This window comes from Rugamonas sp. DEMB1 (assembly GCF_029834475.1).
GTDB classification, from domain to species: Bacteria; Pseudomonadota; Gammaproteobacteria; order Burkholderiales; family Burkholderiaceae_D; genus Rugamonas; species Rugamonas rubra.
On the sequence record NZ_CP122407.1, the window covers coordinates 2,848,457 to 2,866,624 of the forward strand.

11 protein-coding genes and 2 pseudogenes are annotated in these 18,168 nt (G+C 68.2%); 7 read left to right on the plus strand and 6 right to left on the minus strand.

The features are described from left to right. Nucleotides 1-11: 11 nt before the first annotated feature. Nucleotides 12-866, plus strand: a complete 855-nt coding sequence (locus QC826_RS12880; RefSeq protein ID WP_279765960.1) for a hypothetical protein — start codon at nucleotides 12-14, stop codon at nucleotides 864-866. Between the two features lie 10 nt (nucleotides 867-876). On the opposite strand, the gene QC826_RS12885 is transcribed toward QC826_RS12880, so the two are convergent. Then, on the minus strand, nucleotides 877-3,207 hold the full coding sequence (locus tag QC826_RS12885; protein ID WP_279765961.1) for a diguanylate cyclase domain-containing protein: 2,331 nt from the start codon (nucleotides 3,205-3,207) through the stop codon (nucleotides 877-879). A gap of 119 nt (nucleotides 3,208-3,326) precedes the next feature. Here QC826_RS12885 and QC826_RS12890 point away from each other — a divergent pair, with 119 nt between their 5' ends. Next, nucleotides 3,327-3,974 (plus strand): HAD family hydrolase, encoded by a 648-nt coding sequence (locus QC826_RS12890; protein WP_279765963.1) that lies wholly within the window; start codon nucleotides 3,327-3,329, stop codon nucleotides 3,972-3,974. Between the two features lie 66 nt (nucleotides 3,975-4,040). Here QC826_RS12890 and QC826_RS31600 read toward each other — a convergent pair. Both QC826_RS31600 and QC826_RS12900 read right to left on the minus strand, forming a co-directional pair. Further along, nucleotides 4,041-4,145, minus strand: a pseudogene (locus QC826_RS31600) (PEP-CTERM sorting domain-containing protein); the annotation flags it as partial. A gap of 1,273 nt (nucleotides 4,146-5,418) precedes the next feature. Next, nucleotides 5,419-7,176, minus strand: coding sequence for a methyl-accepting chemotaxis protein (locus QC826_RS12900; RefSeq protein WP_279765965.1), 1,758 nt, complete (start codon nucleotides 7,174-7,176; stop codon nucleotides 5,419-5,421). A 284-nt stretch (nucleotides 7,177-7,460) separates the two neighbouring features. Between QC826_RS12900 and QC826_RS12905 the strand changes: the two genes are divergently transcribed. From QC826_RS12905 to QC826_RS12920, 4 genes are all read left to right on the plus strand, one after another. Continuing rightward, nucleotides 7,461-7,820, plus strand: a complete 360-nt coding sequence (locus QC826_RS12905; RefSeq protein ID WP_279765966.1) for a hypothetical protein — start codon at nucleotides 7,461-7,463, stop codon at nucleotides 7,818-7,820. Nucleotides 7,821-8,027: 207 nt separating this feature from the next. Beyond that, entirely contained in the window at nucleotides 8,028-9,791 is a 1,764-nt protein-coding gene (locus tag QC826_RS12910) for a TonB-dependent receptor plug domain-containing protein (protein WP_279765967.1), read from the plus strand. Further along, nucleotides 9,731-10,441, plus strand: a complete 711-nt coding sequence (locus QC826_RS12915) for a TonB-dependent receptor domain-containing protein (RefSeq protein WP_279766467.1) — start codon at nucleotides 9,731-9,733, stop codon at nucleotides 10,439-10,441. Before QC826_RS12910 ends, QC826_RS12915 begins: the two co-directional genes overlap by 61 nt. Then, on the plus strand, nucleotides 10,438-11,796 hold the full coding sequence (locus QC826_RS12920; RefSeq protein WP_279765968.1) for an aminotransferase class V-fold PLP-dependent enzyme: 1,359 nt from the start codon (nucleotides 10,438-10,440) through the stop codon (nucleotides 11,794-11,796). Before QC826_RS12915 ends, QC826_RS12920 begins: the two co-directional genes overlap by 4 nt. A 227-nt stretch (nucleotides 11,797-12,023) precedes the next feature. On the opposite strand, the gene QC826_RS12925 is transcribed toward QC826_RS12920, so the two are convergent. Further along, nucleotides 12,024-13,454, minus strand: coding sequence for an aldehyde dehydrogenase family protein (locus tag QC826_RS12925; protein ID WP_279765969.1), 1,431 nt, complete (start codon nucleotides 13,452-13,454; stop codon nucleotides 12,024-12,026). A 253-nt stretch (nucleotides 13,455-13,707) separates the two neighbouring features. Here QC826_RS12925 and QC826_RS31605 point away from each other — a divergent pair. Continuing rightward, nucleotides 13,708-14,563 (plus strand): annotated as a pseudogene (locus tag QC826_RS31605) (alpha/beta fold hydrolase). Between the two features lie 102 nt (nucleotides 14,564-14,665). Here QC826_RS31605 and QC826_RS12940 read toward each other — a convergent pair. Both QC826_RS12940 and QC826_RS12945 read right to left on the minus strand, forming a co-directional pair. Then, a complete protein-coding gene (locus QC826_RS12940) occupies nucleotides 14,666-15,850 on the minus strand; it encodes a PepSY domain-containing protein (RefSeq protein WP_279766469.1) in 1,185 nt (394 codons plus the stop codon). 19 nt (nucleotides 15,851-15,869) lie between these two features. Beyond that, the gene (locus tag QC826_RS12945; RefSeq protein WP_279765970.1) at nucleotides 15,870-18,053 is read right to left on the minus strand and encodes a TonB-dependent siderophore receptor; all 2,184 of its coding nucleotides are present in this window, start codon (nucleotides 18,051-18,053) and stop codon (nucleotides 15,870-15,872) included. Between the last annotated feature and the right edge of the window lie 115 nt (nucleotides 18,054-18,168).

Sequence of the window (18,168 nt, forward strand, 5' to 3'; positions counted from 1 at the left end):
TAAGGGGACAGTTGGTTTTGATTTCCGCAGCATTGTTGTCGACTTCGAACGAAGCATTATCAGCAAACCCAGTTCTCGGACGTGACATCTCCCGCGAATGGCTCGTCCGGCCGTGGGAGATACGCTATGTTGTGTTCTTGGCCGAAGCTAGGTCAGTAAGAAACAGCGCAAGATCTGCCCGCGATATGAATGTTGCGCTGGAAAAAAAGGGACGTGAGAAAGTGTATCTTCTTGGGGCGGAACTGCTCGAGCCGACAATCACGTTCGAGGTCCCGGGTGAAGAGTCCCTCGCGGCCGTGCTTATCATGTTTGATCCATCGGGAAAGGTAGTGTCTGGAAACGCGCGCCTTAGACGATTAACCGCCAAATTTAGCATGCTTGGTCGCCTTGTTCTCACATTTGATGGGTCAACTGTAAAACGAGGATATGGTCTTGCCGACTGGTCGCAAGGCATCCCCGGCGATGACAGTTTTTCACCTGCGATTTGTACGAGGATAGACGATGCGCGCTACGCGGACGGGTGGGATAAGGATGACCACTATCACGGAAGCTTCGGCTGCCGCGAGTGGACCGCCCAGCTTTACAATCGTGCGCAGCCCTACATCGATGTCACTTCCTACTCGAAGTGCGGCAGCTTCATCGGTAAATTTGTCGGTTGGTCGCGGTTCACCGATCCACCAAAACCCATCATTGGCCTGCAAGGAAAAACTTGGCTATGCCTGCTTGATTGCCCAGTTGGCGAAAAGCCGGGCATCATCCACGACATCACGGAATGGGCGGTAAAGCATCGTTTCCCTGTGCCGACCCCACCTCCAACGCAACCAATTTATCCCAATTCGAATTACAAGGACGACCTCAGCGAATAGTTAGCTCGCCTCAGGCCATGCCGTCCAGCGCGTAGCCGTCGCGGCCGTCGCGCTTGGCGCGGTAGAGCGCGGCGTCGGCGCGCGCCACCAGCGCGGCCGGCGTTTCGTCGTCGTTGTCGCGCAGGGCGATGCCGATGCTGGTGGTGATGCGCATCGGCGCGCCGGCCACGCAAAAGTCGCAGCGCACCGCCTCGACGATCTTGGCGGCCAGGCGCAGCGCCTCGTCGCCGTTGTGCACCTGTTCGTAGATGATGACGAACTCGTCGCCGGCCAGGCGGGCCACGGTGTCGGTGGCGCGCACGTTGCCCACCAGGCGGGCGGCGAACTCCTTGAGCACCTCGTCGCCGGCGCCGTGGCCCAGGGTGTCGTTGATGGTCTTGAAGTTGTCGATGTCGAGGTAGGCCAGCGCCATCGGCTGGCGGTTGCGCCGCGCCCGGCCCAGCGCCAGTTGCAGGATCTCCTCGAACATCAGGCGGTTGGCGATGCCGGTCAGGGTGTCGACGCGGGCCAGCTGGATCAGGCGCTCCTCGATCTCCTTCATGCGCGTGGTGTCGTGGGTCAGCGAGTAGACGCCGGCCACGCTGCCGTCGGCGCGCTGGTCGGGCACGAAGGTGGTCTCCAGCGTGTGTATGCCGTCGGCCATGCGCGCCTTCAGCTCGTAGGTGACGCGGCGGCCCCGGTAGGCCTGGTCGAGGTGCTGCTCGGCGTTGCGGTAGTGTTCGGCGCCGATGCCGTCGAACAGGTGCTGGCCGATCAGCCGCGCCGGGTCGAGGCCGAACCATTGCCGGAAGGTGGCGTTGACGAAGCGGAAGCGGCGCTCGCCGTCGAGGTAGGAGATCAGCACCGGCAGGTTGTCGGTCAACAGCTTGAGGCGCTGCTCGCTGGCGGCCTGGGTCAGCTCGGCGTTCTTGCGCTCGGTGATGTCCATCACCATCAGGTACATGCCGACCACGCTGCCGTCGCTGCCGAAGTCGGGCAGCATGTCGCCCATCAGCTGCACCACGCGGCCCTGGTTGACGCCCTCGCGCTCGTAGTGCACGCGCTCGCCGCGCAGCACGGCGTCGAGCTTCTCCTTGAGCATCTGGTAGAAGGGCTCGCCGAAGGTCTCGGCGACGGTCTTGCCGAGCATGCTGTCCGGCTCCACCTGCATCATCTCGCGGAAGTGGGCGTTGGTGAAGCGGTAGCGCAGATCGCGGTCGAGGTAGGCGATCAGCGCCGGCATCGAGTCGGCGATCATGCGGGTGCGCTCCTGCGCCGCCTCGCGCTCGGCCATCAGCTCGTGGAAGGCGGTGCTCAACTCGCCGATCTCGTCGCGCCGGCGCCGCTGCAGCACGCCGATGGCGGCGCGGCCGGCGCGGATGTCGGCGATGTGGCGGCGCAGCCGGCCCAGCGGCCGCAGCAGCGTGAGGATCGCCAGCCAGGCCAGCGCGCCGGCCACGGCGGCGAAGCCGGTGGCCGCCAACAGGGCCTGGTGGCGCATGGCGATCATCGGCGCGAAGGCCTCGTCGGAGGGGAAGCGCGCGCCGACGATCCAGTTGATCGATTTGAGCCGCTTGTAGGAGTAGATGCCGGGGCTGCCGTCCTTGTTGTTGGCCTCGGTCCAACCCTCGAAGCCGCGCAGCGCCATCTCGGTGGCGTCGTTGTGGCCGGCGCGCGCGTTGATGTGTTGTAGCAGGCGGGCGCGGGTGGGGTGCTGCACCAGGATGCCGTCGGCCGTCATGATGAAGATGAAGCCGGTCTTGCCCGGCTTTTGCGCGCTGATCTGTTCGAAGAAGGTGGCGTTGTCCAGGTCGATGCTGCCGGCCAGCACCAGCGCCACCTCGCCGCGCTGGTCGAAGATCGGCTGGGTGATCAGCACCACCGGCATGTTCGACAACTGGCTGCGGAACGGCGCCGAGATCACGCCGGCCTTCAGCGCCAGGGTGTCGTCGAAGTACTGGCGGCCGGCGACGTTGAGGGGGGCGTCCGTCTGGTGGTGGCGCGCGTCGTGCACCAGCTCGCCCTTGGCGTCGAACACCACCAGGTTGTAGAAGGCCTTGCGCGCGGTCGGATGGCGGTCGATGAAGTCCTGCATGCGGCCGGGCTGGTCGCGCACCGCGTCGGGCACCGACTCGGCCAGCGCGGCGAGCATCTGGCGGCGGGCGCCGAGCTGCTCGTCGATGTTGGCGGCGGCGCCCGACAGCAGCGCGTACTGCTGGTCGCCGATGATGGCCTTCATGTCGTGCTCGGCCAGCATCAGCGCGACCCAGGTCACCACCACGGTGGCGGCGAGGACCAGCAGGACGACGACGCCGGTCAGGCGGAATTTGAGACTGCGGGGGAAGAGCGCTGTGACGGCCATATAGCTGTTTTCTTGGAGCACAGCACGGAGTATTGCACACACGGCAAGCGAAGACCACCAATGCCTCGCCGAGCAGGTACAATTGCCGTTTTTGCCATGCGCTGGAAGGGATGCCGCCTATGTTAGCTGGGGTTTTATGGGACAACGACGGCGTATTGGTCGACACCGAGCAGCTGTTCTACGAGTCGAACCGCGAGCTGTTCGCGCGCCACCGGATCGCGCTGAGCGAGCGCCAGTTCTTCGACTGGTATTTGGTCGACAATTGCGGCGCCTGGCATCTGCTGGCGGCGCGCGGCGTCACGGCGGCGCAGATCGCCGCGCTGCGCGAGGGCCGCAACCGCCAGTACAGCGAGCGTTTGGCGGCCGAGCATATTCCGGCCATCGCCGGCGTGGCCGAGCTGTTGGCGGCGCTGGCGCCGCGGCTGCGCATGGGGGTGGTGACCAGCTCGCGCGCCGAGCACTTCGACATCATCCACGCCCGCCTGCCGCTGCGCCAGCACTTCGAGTTCGTGCTGACCCACGAGTCCTACGCCAACAGCAAGCCCTCGCCCGAGCCCTATTTGCTCGGCCTGGAGCGGCTCGGCCTGGACGCGGCGCAGTGCGTGGTGGTGGAGGATTCGCCGCGCGGCCTGCAGGCGGCCAGCGCCGCCGGGCTGCGCTGCATCGTCCTGCGCAACGCGCTGACGCGGCACTACGATTTTCCCGGCGCGCTGCGCGTGGTCGACGACATGGCGCAGTTGCGCGCGGTGTTGGAGGAGTTGATGTAGTGTTGCGCGGCCCAAAACGAGGGTCAGACCCGAGGGTCTGACCCTGCGGCCAGCTAAAGGCGACGATCAGCGGCCGTCGCGGCGGCGGCGGCGCGCGGCCAGCACGCCCATCAGGCCCATGCCGCCCAACAGCATGGCGTAGGTGGTCGGTTCCGGCACCGGCGACAGGCTGACTTCGCCCAGGGTGTTGCCGCCGCTGTCGACGTTGAAGCCGATGCCGTAGTCCGCCAGTTGGATGCGGAACGGATCGCCCGAGCTGGCGTGCGAGCCGCTGACGTCGCCCGCCACCCAGTGGCCGTCGGTGTGGATGACGTCGCCCGGCTCGAGGCCGCAGCCGCCGGTCGACATCGAGGCGGCGGCCATGCCGCGGGTGCAGCCGTCCCAGCTGCTCCAGCCCTCGGGCACCACGAAGTCGCCCGGCGGCACCCAGCGGTCCGGGCCGGCGACGGTGTCGCCGTTGGCGTAGGTGTTCAGGGTGTAGGTCAGCTGGATGGTCTCGCCGGCGTTGATGACGCCCAGGTTGACGTCGCGCGACAGGCCGTTGACGTTGTACAGTCCACCGGCGCCGCTGTACAGCGAGGTGTCGCCGCCGGCGATGAAGTTGGTGCCGGCGGCGTCGCTGCGCAGCCAGGCGGCGCTGTTCCACAGCGAGCTGCCGCCGCGCTGCAGGTTGAAGCTCAGGCCGGACTCGACGTACTGGTTGCCGGTCAGCGCGCTGCCGATGCTGTTTTGCAGCGCGCCGGGGGTGATCTGGAAGTGGAAGCTGCCGAGCTGGGCGACGGCGCTGGTGTTGGTGAACGACTGGACGATCTTGAAGCCGCCGTTGACCGCGTAGATGCCGGCGCCGGAGGCGCGGCTGCCGAAGTTGCCGTTGACGTCGCCGTAGCTGTGCAGGACGGTCTCGCTGCGGTTGGCGCCGTTGCTGAAGTTGAGCACGTCGACGCTGCCGCTGTTGTTGGTCGGGAAGCTGTCGACCAGCGCGGTGTTGGCGTTGCCGTCGTAGGAGTAGTTGCCGTTGGCGACCATCGAGCTGACCTGGGCCAGGGCGGCCGGGCTGAGGCAGCTCAGGGCGGCGCCGATGGCCAGGCAGCTCAGGCGGGCGGCGCTGAAGGGGTGTTTGGACGCGGTGTGGTTGATGCGCATGCGGTTCTCCGTGGTGAATGAATGAATGTCGGACGGCGCCGGCGCTTGGGCGCGGCGGCTGGAATTGCCAATATTATATCGATTGTCACTTGAGTACGCTTAGATATTTGCTAAGATAAATCCATTTTCTTGCCTTTTGTGCTTTTACACGCGGGTCCGCAGGCGCCGGGGCGGCGAGGGCGGGAACTCGGCGGAGGACATGGCGATCTCCGGTGGTGGCGGGAGAGTCGATCGTGCCATGTCTTGGAATTGCCACCATGAAAATGGTCAACAAGAACCAACTATTGTACAGATGTAATTTCTATTCGACGCCGCCGGCGCGCTGGCGTGGCGGGACGGCCGGCGCCGGCAGCAGGCGCTGACGGCCGTGCTTGCTTTGCAGCGGCGTCACGCTGGCGACGCCGCGCGGGCCGGTCGTGGCTCGTCCGTCGGCGCCGGCCGCCGTTGCCGCCGCCGTTGCCGCCTGCGCGCCCAGCTTGAACACGCCGACCGCGCCGAGCAGGTGGGCGGCCTGTTGTTGCATGGTCGAGGCGGCCGCCGTGGCCTGTTCGACCAGCGCCGCGTTCTGCTGCGTGGTCTGGTCCATCGAGGCGATGGCCTGGTTGATGTGCTCGATGCCGGACAGCTGCTCGCGGCTGGCGGCGGCGATCTCGCCCATGATGCCGGTGACCCGCGCCACGCTGGCGACGATCTCGTCCATTGTGCTGCCGGCCTGGTCGGCCAGGCGGGCGCCGGCGTCGACCTGGGCCACCGAGTCGCCGATCAGCGCCTTGATCTCGTGGGCGGCGGCGGCCGAGCGCTGGGCCAGCACGCGCACCTCGTTGGCGACCACGGCGAAGCCGCGGCCCTGTTCGCCGGCGCGCGCCGCCTCGACCGCCGCGTTGAGCGCCAGGATGTTGGTGCGGAAGGCGATGCCGTCGATAACGCCGATGATGTCGACGATCTTGCGCGAGGCGGTGTTGATGTTGGCCATGGTGCCGACCACCTGGCCGACCACGGCGCCGCCCCGGCCGGCCACCGCCGAGGCCGAGCGGGCCAGGGCGTCGGCCTGCTCGGCGTTGGCGGCGTTTTGCTTGACGGTGGCGGTGAGCTGCTCCATCGACGAGGCGGTCTCCGCCAGCTCGCCGGCCTGGCGCTCGGTGCGGGCCGACAGGTCGAGGTTGCCGGCGGCGATCTCGGCCGAGGCGGTGGCGATGGTGTCGGTGCCGCCGCGCACCTCGCCGACAATGCCGACCAGGCTGGCGTTCATCTCGCGCAGCGCCTGCGACAACTGGCCGATCTCGTCGCGCGAGCGCACCTCGATCTGCGAGCTGAGGTCGCCGCCGGCGACGGTGCGCGCCACCCGCACGGCGTGCTTGATCGGGCGCACGATGCCGCGCGTGATATACCAGGCCGTGAACAGGCTGAGCAGGCCGCCGGCCACGCCCAGCGCGATCATCGCCGTGGCGAAGGTGCGCGCCTGCTGCGAGGCCTCGGCGCCGCCGGCGCGCATCTGCGCCACCTGCACGGCGATCAGCTGGTCGAGCGCGGCCATGGCGGCGGCGTGGGCCGGGCCGGCCTGCTGGTAGAGCTGGGCGACGGCGCGGTCGCGTTCGCCGCCGCGCACCATGGCCAGCAGCTTGTCGCGGCCCGGCAGGTAGCGGGCGCGGGCGTCCCGCAGCGCCGCCTGCGGCGTTGCGCCGTTGGCCTGCGCCGCCTGCGGTGCCGTGCCGTTGGGCTGCGCCGCATGCGGCGCGGCCACGGCCGGCAGGGCGTCGTAGCGGGCCAGCAGCTGCTCGACCGACTTGCCGCTGTGCTCGATGCGGGCCAGTTGCTCGGCCTGCTCGGAGTCGCCGGCCAGCAGCAGGTCGCGCAGTCCGGCCGCCTGGCTTTCCAGCGCCTCCTTCAACTGGTTGAGCAGACTGATCTGGTCATAGCGCAGGTGCACCGTCTGTTCGATCTCGGCGCCGGTGCGGCGCAGGCCGGCCGCGCCCATGCCCACCACCACGGCCAGCATCAGTGTTGTCAGGGAAAAAGCGATGGTCAGCCGGTAGCCGATCTTGATGTTTGCGATATTCATTGGGCGCTTATTGTTGTTGTCCATTGTCGTCGCCATCGCCGGCTCGGGCCGCTGATTGGCGTTCCTTGTGCAACCCGGCGTCTCCTCCGGGCCGAGCAAGTGTAGCAGCGAGCGCTTTGCAGATCTAGCAATATTTCTTTGTAGAGTAACAACACTAATTGCAGTGCTTGACGGAAGCAAGATTTACTGAAACGCATCATCGAAGGCGTCCGGCGGCAGACGTGCGCCGGCCCGGACGCCGTCTTTGTAAGATGGTCCAACATACGAACGCACGGAGGACCATCATGCCAAAAGGAGCCGATCCCAAGCGGGAACACGAGTACAAGGAGCTGGAAAGCAAGTTCAAGGAGGAGGGCCGCTATCCGGGCCGGGAGGATGAAGTGGCGGCGCGCATCGTCAACAAGCAGCGCGCCGAGTACGGCGAAACCCAGGGACGGCGCGAGCAGGAGCGCAGCGGCGCGGCGGCCGACCGTGACTTGCCGATCAGCCATTACGACCATTTGACCGTCGATGAAATCGGCGTCCGGCTGGACGGCCTGTCGCGCTCCGACCTGCGCGCCTTGCGCCGTTACGAGACGGCGAACAAGCAGCGCCTGGGCGTCGTCGACCTGCTCGACGCCAGACTGAACGCGCGCCCCGGCTAGACCGGCAAGCCCGCTCCGGGTGCGCCGCACGGCGTGCCGCCGATGTGATTTCATTGTCAAGCTTTCCAACACTATTCGCTTGCAAGTCATACTGTTGAAACACGGATTGCATACCATGCCGGTGGCCTCGCCACTTGATGGATGCCAGCGGCACCGTCCCCCGCAGAACCCCGGGTTTCCTTTATGTCTACAGCAAAGAATAGCGCAATGACCTTCCAACGTACCCAGCTCGCCAGCGCCGCCGCGCTGCTCACCCTCAACGCGCTGCTGTGCGCGCACCAGGCCCAGGCGGCCGACGCGGCGCCGGCCGGCGCCGTGGCGCGCGACGGCCAGGCCGACACGCCGGCGGCGGCGGTGATCGTCACCGGCACGCGCGGCGCCAACCGCACCCAGTTCGACACCATGGCGCCGGTCGACGTGTTCAGCCGCGAGGACATCGGCGCCGTCGAGTCGTCCGACCTGAACGACATCCTGGCCCAGCTGGTGCCGTCCTACGTGGTGCAGCGCCTGCCGATGGCCGACGGCCAGGTCTTCGTGCGGCCGGCCACGCTGCGCGGCCTGTCGCCCGACCAGACCCTGGTGCTGGTCAACGGCCGCCGCTTCCACCGCAGCGCCTTGCTCGGCGCGCGCGGCGCCCAGGCGCCCGATCTGGCGCAGATCCCCACCAGCGCGATCAAGCGCATCGAGGTGCTGCGCGACGGCGCCTCGGCCCAGTACGGCTCGGACGCCATCGCCGGCGTCATCAACATCATCCTCGACGACGCGCTCGGCAGCGAGCTGGCGCTGCGCCATTCGCGCTATTCGGAGGGCGACGGCGCCGGCTACGAGTTCAACGCCAAGACCGGCTTCGCCATCGGCGACGGCGGCCGGGTGGTGCTGTTCGCCGAGCTGGGCAAGTCGGAGCCCACTTCGCGCACGCGCCAGCGCGCCGACGCCATCGCCTTCCAGGCCGCCCATCCAAGCTTGAACGTGGCGAACCCGGTGCAGCGCTGGGGCCAGCCGGAACTCGACAGCAAGCGCGCCGGCTTCAACGCCAGCGTGCCGCTGGGCGCCGAGACGGTGTGGTACGGCCACGGCCTGTTCGGCGCCAGCGACGGCACCTCCGACTTCAACTGGCGCAACCCGGACACCACCAGCGGCGCCTTCAAGACCACCGGCGTGTTCCCCGGCTGGGGCCTGCGCAGCGTCTACCCGACCGGCTTCAGCCCGCAGTACCGCAACGAGCAGGACGACCTGCAACTGGTGGCCGGCCTGCGCGGCCAGTTCAGCGACACCTTCAACTGGGGCCTGGGCGCCTCCTACGGCCGCAACCGCATCGACTACCACCTGGCCAACTCGATCAACGCCTCGCTCGGCTCGGCCAGCCCGACCGCGTTCTACCTGGGCCAGCTGGCGCAGGAAGAGAAGATCGCCAACGCCAACTTCAACTACGAGTGGAGCGTGGCGGCGCTGGCGCGGCCGGTCAACGTCGGCTTCGGCGCCGAGTTCCGCAACGAGACCTACCGCGTCAAGGCCGGCGACCCGGCCTCCTACGCGGTGGGGCCGGGCGCCGCCGCCGGGCTGGAGGCCAACGCCAACGGCGCGCCCGGTTTCAGCGAGCGCCAAGCCGGCCGCTGGGGCCAGGACAGCTATGCCGCCTATCTGGACGTCGAGGTGCCGCTGAGCGCGCGCCTGAACGTCGGCGCGGCGGCCCGCTACGAACACTTCGCCGCCTTCGGCAGCACCACCGACGGCAAGCTGTCGGCGCGCTACACCGTCACGCCGGACCTCGCCGTGCGCGGCTCCTACTCGACCGGCTTCCGCGCGCCGACGCCGGGCCAGCTCAACACCAACAGCACCGGCCAGGCCTGGACACCAAGACGCTGCAGATCTTCACCTCCGGCCGCCTGGCCGCCGGCGACCCGTTGGCGGTGCTGCTGGGCGCCAAGCCGCTCAAGCCCGAGCAGTCGAAGAACTTCTCGGCCGGGCTGACGTGGAAGGGCGCGGCCGGCTTTTCCGGCTCGCTGGACTTCTACCACATCAAACTGAGCGACCGCTTCAGCACCTCGGCCGCCTTCGCCGTGCCGGCCGGCACGCCCAACCCGCTGCGCTACAGCTCGGTCAGCTACTTCACCAACGACTTCGACACCACCACCCGTGGCGTCGACCTGGTCGGCAGCCACCTGAGCCGGCTGGGCGACGGCAAGCTGAACCTGACGGCGGCCTACAACTACAACACCACCAAGGTCGACAGCGGCTCGACCAGCCTGGCCACCAACGCCGCCCAGCGCACCATCTTCGAGGAGCGCCTGCCACGCCAGAAGGCCACCTTCAGCGCCACCTATGACATCGCTCAGTGGAACCTGCTGGGTCGGGTGCGACACTACGGAGCCTGGACCGACAGCACCGGCAACGCCAACGGCGACATCTTCCAGCGCTTCGGCGCGATCCAGTTCCTCGACCTGGCGGCCAGCTTCAAGGTGAAGGCCATGCACACACTGCGCTTCGGCATCGACAACGTGCTCAACAAATACCCCGACGAGGCCACCTTCCAGGCCAGCCGTGGCTTGATCTACTCGCGCAACGCGCCCTACGACACGGACGGGCGCAATCTGTACGTCGAATACAAGGTGAAATTTTGAGCGTCGATCAACAACGCCGCCACTGGCTGTGCGCCGGGGCGCTGATGCCCTTGGCACCGGCCTTGGCGGGCGCCGCGCCGGCCGCGCCGGCGGCGCCGGCGGCGCCAGCGTTCGAGGCGGGCGCCTCGGTGGCCCAGTTGGCGGCCGCCGTGCCGAGCGCGCCGGCCGGCGTCACGCCGGCCGCGCTGGCGGCCGACCAAGGCTACTGGTCCGAGGTGGCCGCGCTGTACGACGTCACCGAGCGCGTCGTGCAGCTGGAGAACGGCTATTGGGGCGCGATGGCGCGGCCCGTGCTGCAAGCCTACCAGGGGCTGACGGCGAAGGTGAACCACGATAATTCCTGGTACGCGCGCAAGGACTTCCCGGCCGAGTTCGAGGCGGTGCGGGCCAACGCCGCCGCCGCGCTGGGCGTCGGGATCGACGAGATCGTGCTGACCCGTGGCGCCACCGAGGCGCTGCAGGCGCTGATCGGCGGCTACAACCGGCTGGCGCCGGGCGACACCGTGCTGTGCGCCGACATCGACTACGACGCCATGATCGCCGCCATGCGCTGGCTCAAGCAGCGCCGTGGCGTCGAGGTGGTGTCGATTGATCTGCCCGAGCCGTTTAGCTACGAAGGCGTGATCGACTGCTACGCCAAGGCGATGGCGCGCCATCCGCGCCTGAAGATGATGCTGCTCACCCACGTCAACCACCGCAACGGCATGCAACTACCGGTCGCCGAGATCAGCCGCATGGCGCGCCAGCGCGGCGTCGACGTGATCGTCGACACGGCGCACGGCTTCGGCCAACTGGACATGCGCATTCCCGACCTGCAGGCCGACTTCGCCGGCATCAACCTGCACAAGTGGATAGGCGCGCCGGTCGGCGTGGGCGCCGTCTACATCAAGCGCGGCCGGGTGCGCGACATCGATCCCTACATGGGCGAGCAGGACGGCGACGACGTGCGCACGCGCGTGCACACCGGCACGGCCAACTTCGCCGCCTTCCTGGCGCTGCCGCTGGCGTTCGAGGTGCACCAGCGCATCGGCGTGGCCAACAAGCAGGCGCGGCTGCAGCGGCTGCGCAACCGCTGGGTCGACGCCGCGCGCGGCATCGCCGGCATCGAGCTGCTGGCCTCGGCCGACCCGCGTTTGAGCAGCGCGATCGCCGCCTTCCGTTTGAAGGGGCAGGCGACGGCGGCGCAGAACCAGGCCTTGATGAAGCGGCTGGTGGTGGAGCACGGCGTGTTCACCATCCACCGTGAAGGCCTGGCCTCGGGCGCCTGCGTGCGCGTGACGCCGTCGCTGTTCACCTCCGAGGCGCAGGTCGACCGCCTGGTGGCGGCGCTGCATAAAGTCGCCAAGCAAGCTTGAGGCCGCGGCATGCTGGGCGCTGACTGCACTTGACGAAAATCCGGGGCGCCGACAAACCGCTGGCGCAACGTGAGGGTCAGACCCTAGGGTCTGACCCTGTTTCTTCGCCGGTGGGTGAGCTGGCATCGCCGATTCCTGACGTCGCGCTCATGACACAAACGGCTCGCCATCGGAGGATGGCGAGCCGTTTTTGCTGACGCCGCTTTTGCGCGCGGCGCTGCGCCGGGCTACACGCCGCAGTAGGCGGTTTTGACGGTGGTGAAGAACTCGGCGGCGTACGTGCCCTGCTCGCGCGAGCCGAAGCTGGAGCCCTTGGTGCCGCCAAACGGCACGTGGTAGTCGACGCCGGCGGTGGCCACGTTGACCATCACCATGCCGGCCTGGGCGTGGCGCTTGAAGTGGGTGGCGTGCTTCAACGACGTCGTGCAGATGCCGCTCGACAGGCCGAACTCGGTGTCGTTGGCCAGGGCCAGGGCGTGCTCGTAGCTGTCGGCCGGGATCACGCTGGCGACCGGGCCGAAGATCTCTTCGCGGCTGATGCGCATGTCGTTGCTGCAGTCGGTGAACAGGGCCGGGCGCAGGAAGAAGCCGGGCGTGGCGCAGGCGACCCGCTCGCCGCCGAAGGCCAGGGTGGCGCCCTCGTCGCGGCCGATGCGGATGTATTCCATGTCCTGCTCGAGCTGGCTGGCGTCGACCACCGGGCCGATGTCGACCCCGGCGGCGAGCGCGTCGCCGATGGTCAGCGCGGCCAGCTTCTCTTTGACGGCGGCGACGAAGGCCGGGTAGATGCCTTTTTCGACGATCAGCCGGCTCGAGGCGGTGCAGCGCTGGCCGGTGGAGAAGAAGGAGCCTTGCACGGCGCAGTTGACGGCGTTGGCCAGGTCGGCGTCGTTGAGCACGACCATCGGGTTTTTGCCGCCCATTTCGATCTGTACCTTGGCCATGCGGCCGATGGCGGCCTGGGCCACCTTGGCGCCGGTGGCGGCCGAGCCGGTGAAGCTGATGGCGTTGACGCGGCGGTCGTTCAGCAAAGCCTGGCCGACCACGCTGCCACGGCCCATGACCAGGTTGAACACCCCCGGCGGCAGGCCGGCGCGGCTGATGATCTCGGCCAGCGCCCAGGCGCTGGCGGGCACCAGTTCGGCCGGTTTGATCAGCACGCAGTTGCCGTAGGCCAGGGCGGGGGCGATCTTCCAGGCCGGGATGGCGATGGGGAAGTTCCACGGCGCGATGATGCCGACCACGCCGACCGGCTCGCGGGTGATCTCCACGTCCAGGTTGGGCCGCACGGAGGGCAGCTTGTCGCCGCGCAGGCGCAGGCATTCCTGGGCGAAGAATTTGAAGATGGCGCCGGCGCGGGCCGCTTCGCCTATGCCTTCGGGCTTGGTCTTGCCTTCCTCGCGGGACAACAGGATGCCCAGTTCCTCCTTGCGGGCCAGAATCTCGCTGCCGATCTTGTCGAGGGCGTCGGCGCGCATCTGCACGTTCGACAGTGCCCAGCCGGGCGCGGCGGCGGCGGCGGCGGCGATGGCCAGCTCGGCCTGCCGCGCGTCGGCCTGGGCGTAGTGGCCGATGACGTCGTCCGTGTTGGAGGGGTTGATGTTGGCTGCCGAGGTGGCGCCGTCGATCCAGGCGCCGTTGATGTAGTTCTGTTTCATGGTTGTCCGCTTTTCTTGAAGGAAGTGGGGGTGTCGGCATTATCCACGTTTTGGCGGATTTTGCGATATGAAACCTTGTAAAAACAGTCAGGCCGGCGCGGCTGTGGCGGGATGGTGACGGTTTTCACTTGAAGAGTGAAGTATGTTACAGTTTTGACAGCTTATTGACTCGGGAGAAGGAATGCGCGCATTGAAATGGTTGTTGGGCGGCGTGGTCGCCGTGGTGGTGGCCGGCACCGGTTTCGTCTACGCGATGCCGGAACAGGCGGCCCGTTTGGCCATCCAGGCGGAGCGCCAGCGCGCCGGCCTGGTGCGCAAGGAGGTCGACCTGCCGGGCGGCCTGCACAGCGCCTATTTGGAGGGCGGCCAGGGCGAGCCGCTGATCCTGTTGCACGGTTTCGGCGCCAACAAGGATAACTTCCTGCGCGTGGCGCGCCAGTTGACGCCGCACTACCGCGTCATCGTGCCGGACTTGACCGGCTTCGGCGAGTCCTCCCGTCCGGACGGGGCCGACTACATGCCGGCGGCGCAGGCCGAGCGGGTGCGCGCGCTGGCGCAGGCGCTGGGCCTGCGCCGCCTGCACCTGGGCGGCAGTTCGATGGGCGGCCAGATCGCCATGAGCTACGCGGCGCTGCATCCGGACGAGGTGGCCAGCCTGTGGCTGCTCGATCCGGCCGGCGTGTGGAGTGCGCCGCGCAGCGAGCTGGGTGACATCTACGTCACCACCGGGCGCAATCCGCTGGTGGCCCACAACGAGGCCGAGTTCGCCGAGACCATCGCCTTCGTGATGAGCGATCCGCCCTTCGTGCCCGGCCCCATCGTCAAGGCCATGGCGCAGGAGCCGATCCGCAACGCGGCGCTGGCCGAGAAGATCTTCAAGCAGTTCACCGCCGACTCGCTGGAGGGCAGGGTCGAGGAGTCTGGCCACGCCGACCTTGATCGTCTGGGGCGATCAGGACCGGGTGATCCACGTCGACAGCGGCGCCGTGCTGCAGAAATTGCTGCCGCGCTCGCAGCTGATCGTCATGCCCGGCGTCGGCCACCTGCCGATGATAGAGCGGCCGCAGCAAACCGCCGACGACTATCTGCGCTTCCGCGCCGCTTTGTGACGCCACCGCTTACAAGGCCCAAACAGTAGCATCAGCGCGTGCGTCAGTTCAGGGTCAGACCCTAGGGTCTGACCCTCAACGCCCGCGCGGCGGCCAGGTCCGTCAGCGCGGCGTGCGGGCGCGCCGCTTGCGCAGCCAGATGACGAGGCCGGTCACGCTGAGCATCGCCACCAGCAGGCCCAGCGTGGACATGACGATGCGCCCGGGCAGGCCGATGATGCGGCCCGAATGCAGCGGGAACTGGGCCTGCATGAAGATGTCGCCGGCGCTGCCGCTGCCGGGCACGCTGGCGCCGGCCGGGCTGCCGTCCTTGCCGTCGAAGTAGAGCCAGGGGTTGCCCAGGCCGCTGTCGCCGTGGTCGTTGCCGGGCGCGAAGAAGCCCACCCCGTAGACGCCGTAGGCCGACGAGTAGAAGAGTCCGCCGGCCGGCTCGGTCCAGCCGCGCCTGCGCGCCTCGGCCTTGGCCAGGGCCATGATCTGCCCGCGCTGGAGCACGGCCTCGATGGGCTGCTCCGGCGGCTGCGGCTGGCGGCTGTCGAAGGCGCTGGCGCTCAGCGTGGAAAAGGCCGACACCAGCGGCCGCACCACCTGGCCGTTCAGGTTCATCGACACCGAGGTGACCGCCACCATCAGCAGCAGCGCCCAGATCCACACGGCGCCCGAGCGGTGCAGGTCGAAGTTGAGCTTGTGGCCGCCCTGGCCCCAGCGGAAGGCGAAGGACTTGCGCCAGCTGCGCCAGTTGGGAAAGGACAGCCAGAGGGCGATGAAGCAGTCGAGCACCCAGACGATGGCGATCAAGCCCATCAGCCAAACGCCGAACTCGATGCCCCAGCCGGGCGGGATGTGCATGGTGTAGTGCAATTTGTAGAGGAAGGGCAGCAGGTTCTCGCGGCTCAGCGAGACCTCGCCCCATTCGCGCCGGCCCTGCACCTGGCCGGTGACGGGGTCGACGGCGACCTGATTGTAGCCCAGCTCGTAGGGTTTGCCGCTGGCCGGGTCGACGCGGCCCTCGACCGACAGCAGCGAGGTGTGGCCCGGTTCGACCTCGGTGAGCAGGTAGCCGACGCGCAGGCGCGGCTCGGCCGCCTCGAGCCGGCTGGCCAGCTCGGCGCCGGGGATCTGCGCCAGGCCGGCGTTGCCGCTGTTAGCGCTGAACAACTGCGGGTTGAGCAGGGCGTCGAGCTCGTGGTCCCAGGAGATCAGCGCGCCGGTGGCGCCGGCGATGAACAGGAACAGCGCCGCCGCCAGGCCGAACCAGCGGTGCGCCACGACCAGGGCGGGGCGCAGGGATTTCATCGCCGGCACCTTAGTAGGTCCACTTGACGCTGGCGCTGGCGCTGCGCGGCGCCGCGTAGTAGGCCTGGTTCCAGTACAGGCTGCTCAGGTACTTCTTGTCGGTGACGTTGTCGAGGTTGAGCGCGACGCTGACGTTGTTGCCGATCTCATAGTTGGCCATCAAGCCGAGCACGGCGTAGGCCGGCTGGCGGGCGACGAAGCCTTCCTCCGGCGCGCGCCTGGCCTCGCTTTGCCAGTTCAGGCTGGCGCCAATTTTCAGCGCCGGCAGCGAGGCCAGGCGGTAGCTGGTGCTGCTGCGCAGCAAGGTGCGCGGCACGTAGACGCGGGTGGCCTGGCCGGCGCCGTCCTTGATCGACAAGCGGGTCAGGCCGGCGCTGGCGGTCCAGCCCCTGGCCAGTTGACCGGACAGTTCCAGCTCGACCCCGGTGGACTCGGCGTTGATGCCGCGGTAGTAGTTGCGGCCGTTGATCTTGCCGGCCTGCTCGGCGGTGTTGTTCTGCTCGACGCGGAACACGGCGGCCGTGGCCGACAGCTTGCGCTCGAGCAGGTCGGCCTTCAGGCCCAGCTCGGCGTTGCTGCCCATCACCGGGTCGAGCGGCTGGCCCCGTCCGTCGACTTCGCTCTGCGGATTGAAGATCTTGGTGTAGCTGGCGTAGCCGCTCAGGTTCGGCGCCAGCTCGTAGACGGCGCCCAGGTAGGGCGTGGTCTTGCTGGCCTTCTTGTAGGCGCCGACACCGTAGGCGGTGCCGCTGGAGTCGGCCTTGGTGGAGTTGAAGCCGGCCAGCAGCTTGAGCTGGTCGGCCAGGTTCAGGCGCACGGCCGCGTAGACGGTCTTGCGCTTGTCCTCGTATTGGCTGCCGTCGCTGCCGGCGTCGAACAGCGGCTCGGGGTAGGCGCCGGTGAAGTCGTCGGCGCGGCTCAGTGCCGTGCCGACGCCGCGACCGTACAGCGAGATGTCGTTCAGGCGCGAGCGCGACCAGCTGGCGCCGAGCGACACCTCGTGCTGGCGGCCGCCCAGTGTCACCTTGCCGCTGGCGTTGACGTCGAGCACGGTCTGGCGGTTGTCGGCGCGGTAGATCGACGGGTAGGAGAACAGGCCGGTGCCGCTGGCCTTGTCGGGCACGCCGTAGACGTAGAACATCTTGCCGCGCGAAGCCATGTTGCTGTGGCTGAGCGTGGACTTGAGCTGCCAGTCGCCGCCCAGGCCCTGGTTCAGCTCGACGAAGCTGGTGTTGTTGCGGGTGTCCCAGCGCGACCAGTCGGCCGAGGTGTTGGTGCCGACGGCGTAGTCGGTGCGGCTGCCGTCCGTGTGGTACAGCGGCAGCGCCCCCCACATGCCGCCCTTGGTCTTGTTGTCCTGGCTGATGTGGCCGATGTTGATGACGGTGTCGGCGGCCAGCTTGGCCTCGACGATGGCGTAGCCGACCGTCTTTTCGCTGTGGTAGCGGTCGAGGTGGGAGTCGGCCTGCTGTTGCACCAGCACGGCGCGGCCCTTGACGCTGCCGCTGGCGTTGAGCGGCGCCGAGACGTCGGCCTCGGCGCGGCGCTTGCCCCGGCTGCCGGCGCTCAGCTCGGCGCTGGCCTGCAGCTGCGCCGTGGGCCGCTTGCGCAGATAGTTGACGGTGGCCGAGGGGTTGCCGGTCGAGGCGCTCAGGCCGTTGGCGCCGCGCACCACGTCGATGCGCTCGTAGACGGCGGTGTCGAGGTCGCCCATGACGTTGCCGAAGACGAAGGGGATGCCGACGCCCTCGTATTGGAAGTTGACGATGTCGAAGCCGCGCGCGGTGTAGTAGGTGCGGTCGGTCTCGACCTTTTCGACCGTCACGCCGGTGGTGGCGGCGAGCACGTCGTTGACGCTGTTGAGCTTGAAGTCGTCCATCCGCGCGCGGCTGATCTGCGAGATCGACTGCGGCGTCTCGCGCAGGGAGATGTCGAGCTTGCTGGCCGAGGCGCCGCCGGCGGCGTAGCGGGCGCCGTCGCCGTTGCTGCCGCTGACGGTGACCATCGGCATGGCCGCTTCCGCCGTGGCGTCGAGCTCGGCGGCGGCGTGGGCGTGGCCGCCGGCCTGGGCCAGCGCCAGCGACACGGCCAGGGTGAGCGTGTGCGGCCGCAGCGGCCGGCGGGCGGCGGCGGGCAGGGCGAAGGACGGGGCGGCGGATGGGGCGGAAGCGGACGAACGGATACGGCGCGGCATGCAGTACTCCTGGCGTGGGGTGGCGTCTAAGAATGAGGCGTCACTGGCTGGGAGATTGCGACCTGGCTGGCAAACGGTTACGGGCGGCATTCATATGTGAATGCGAATAATTCTC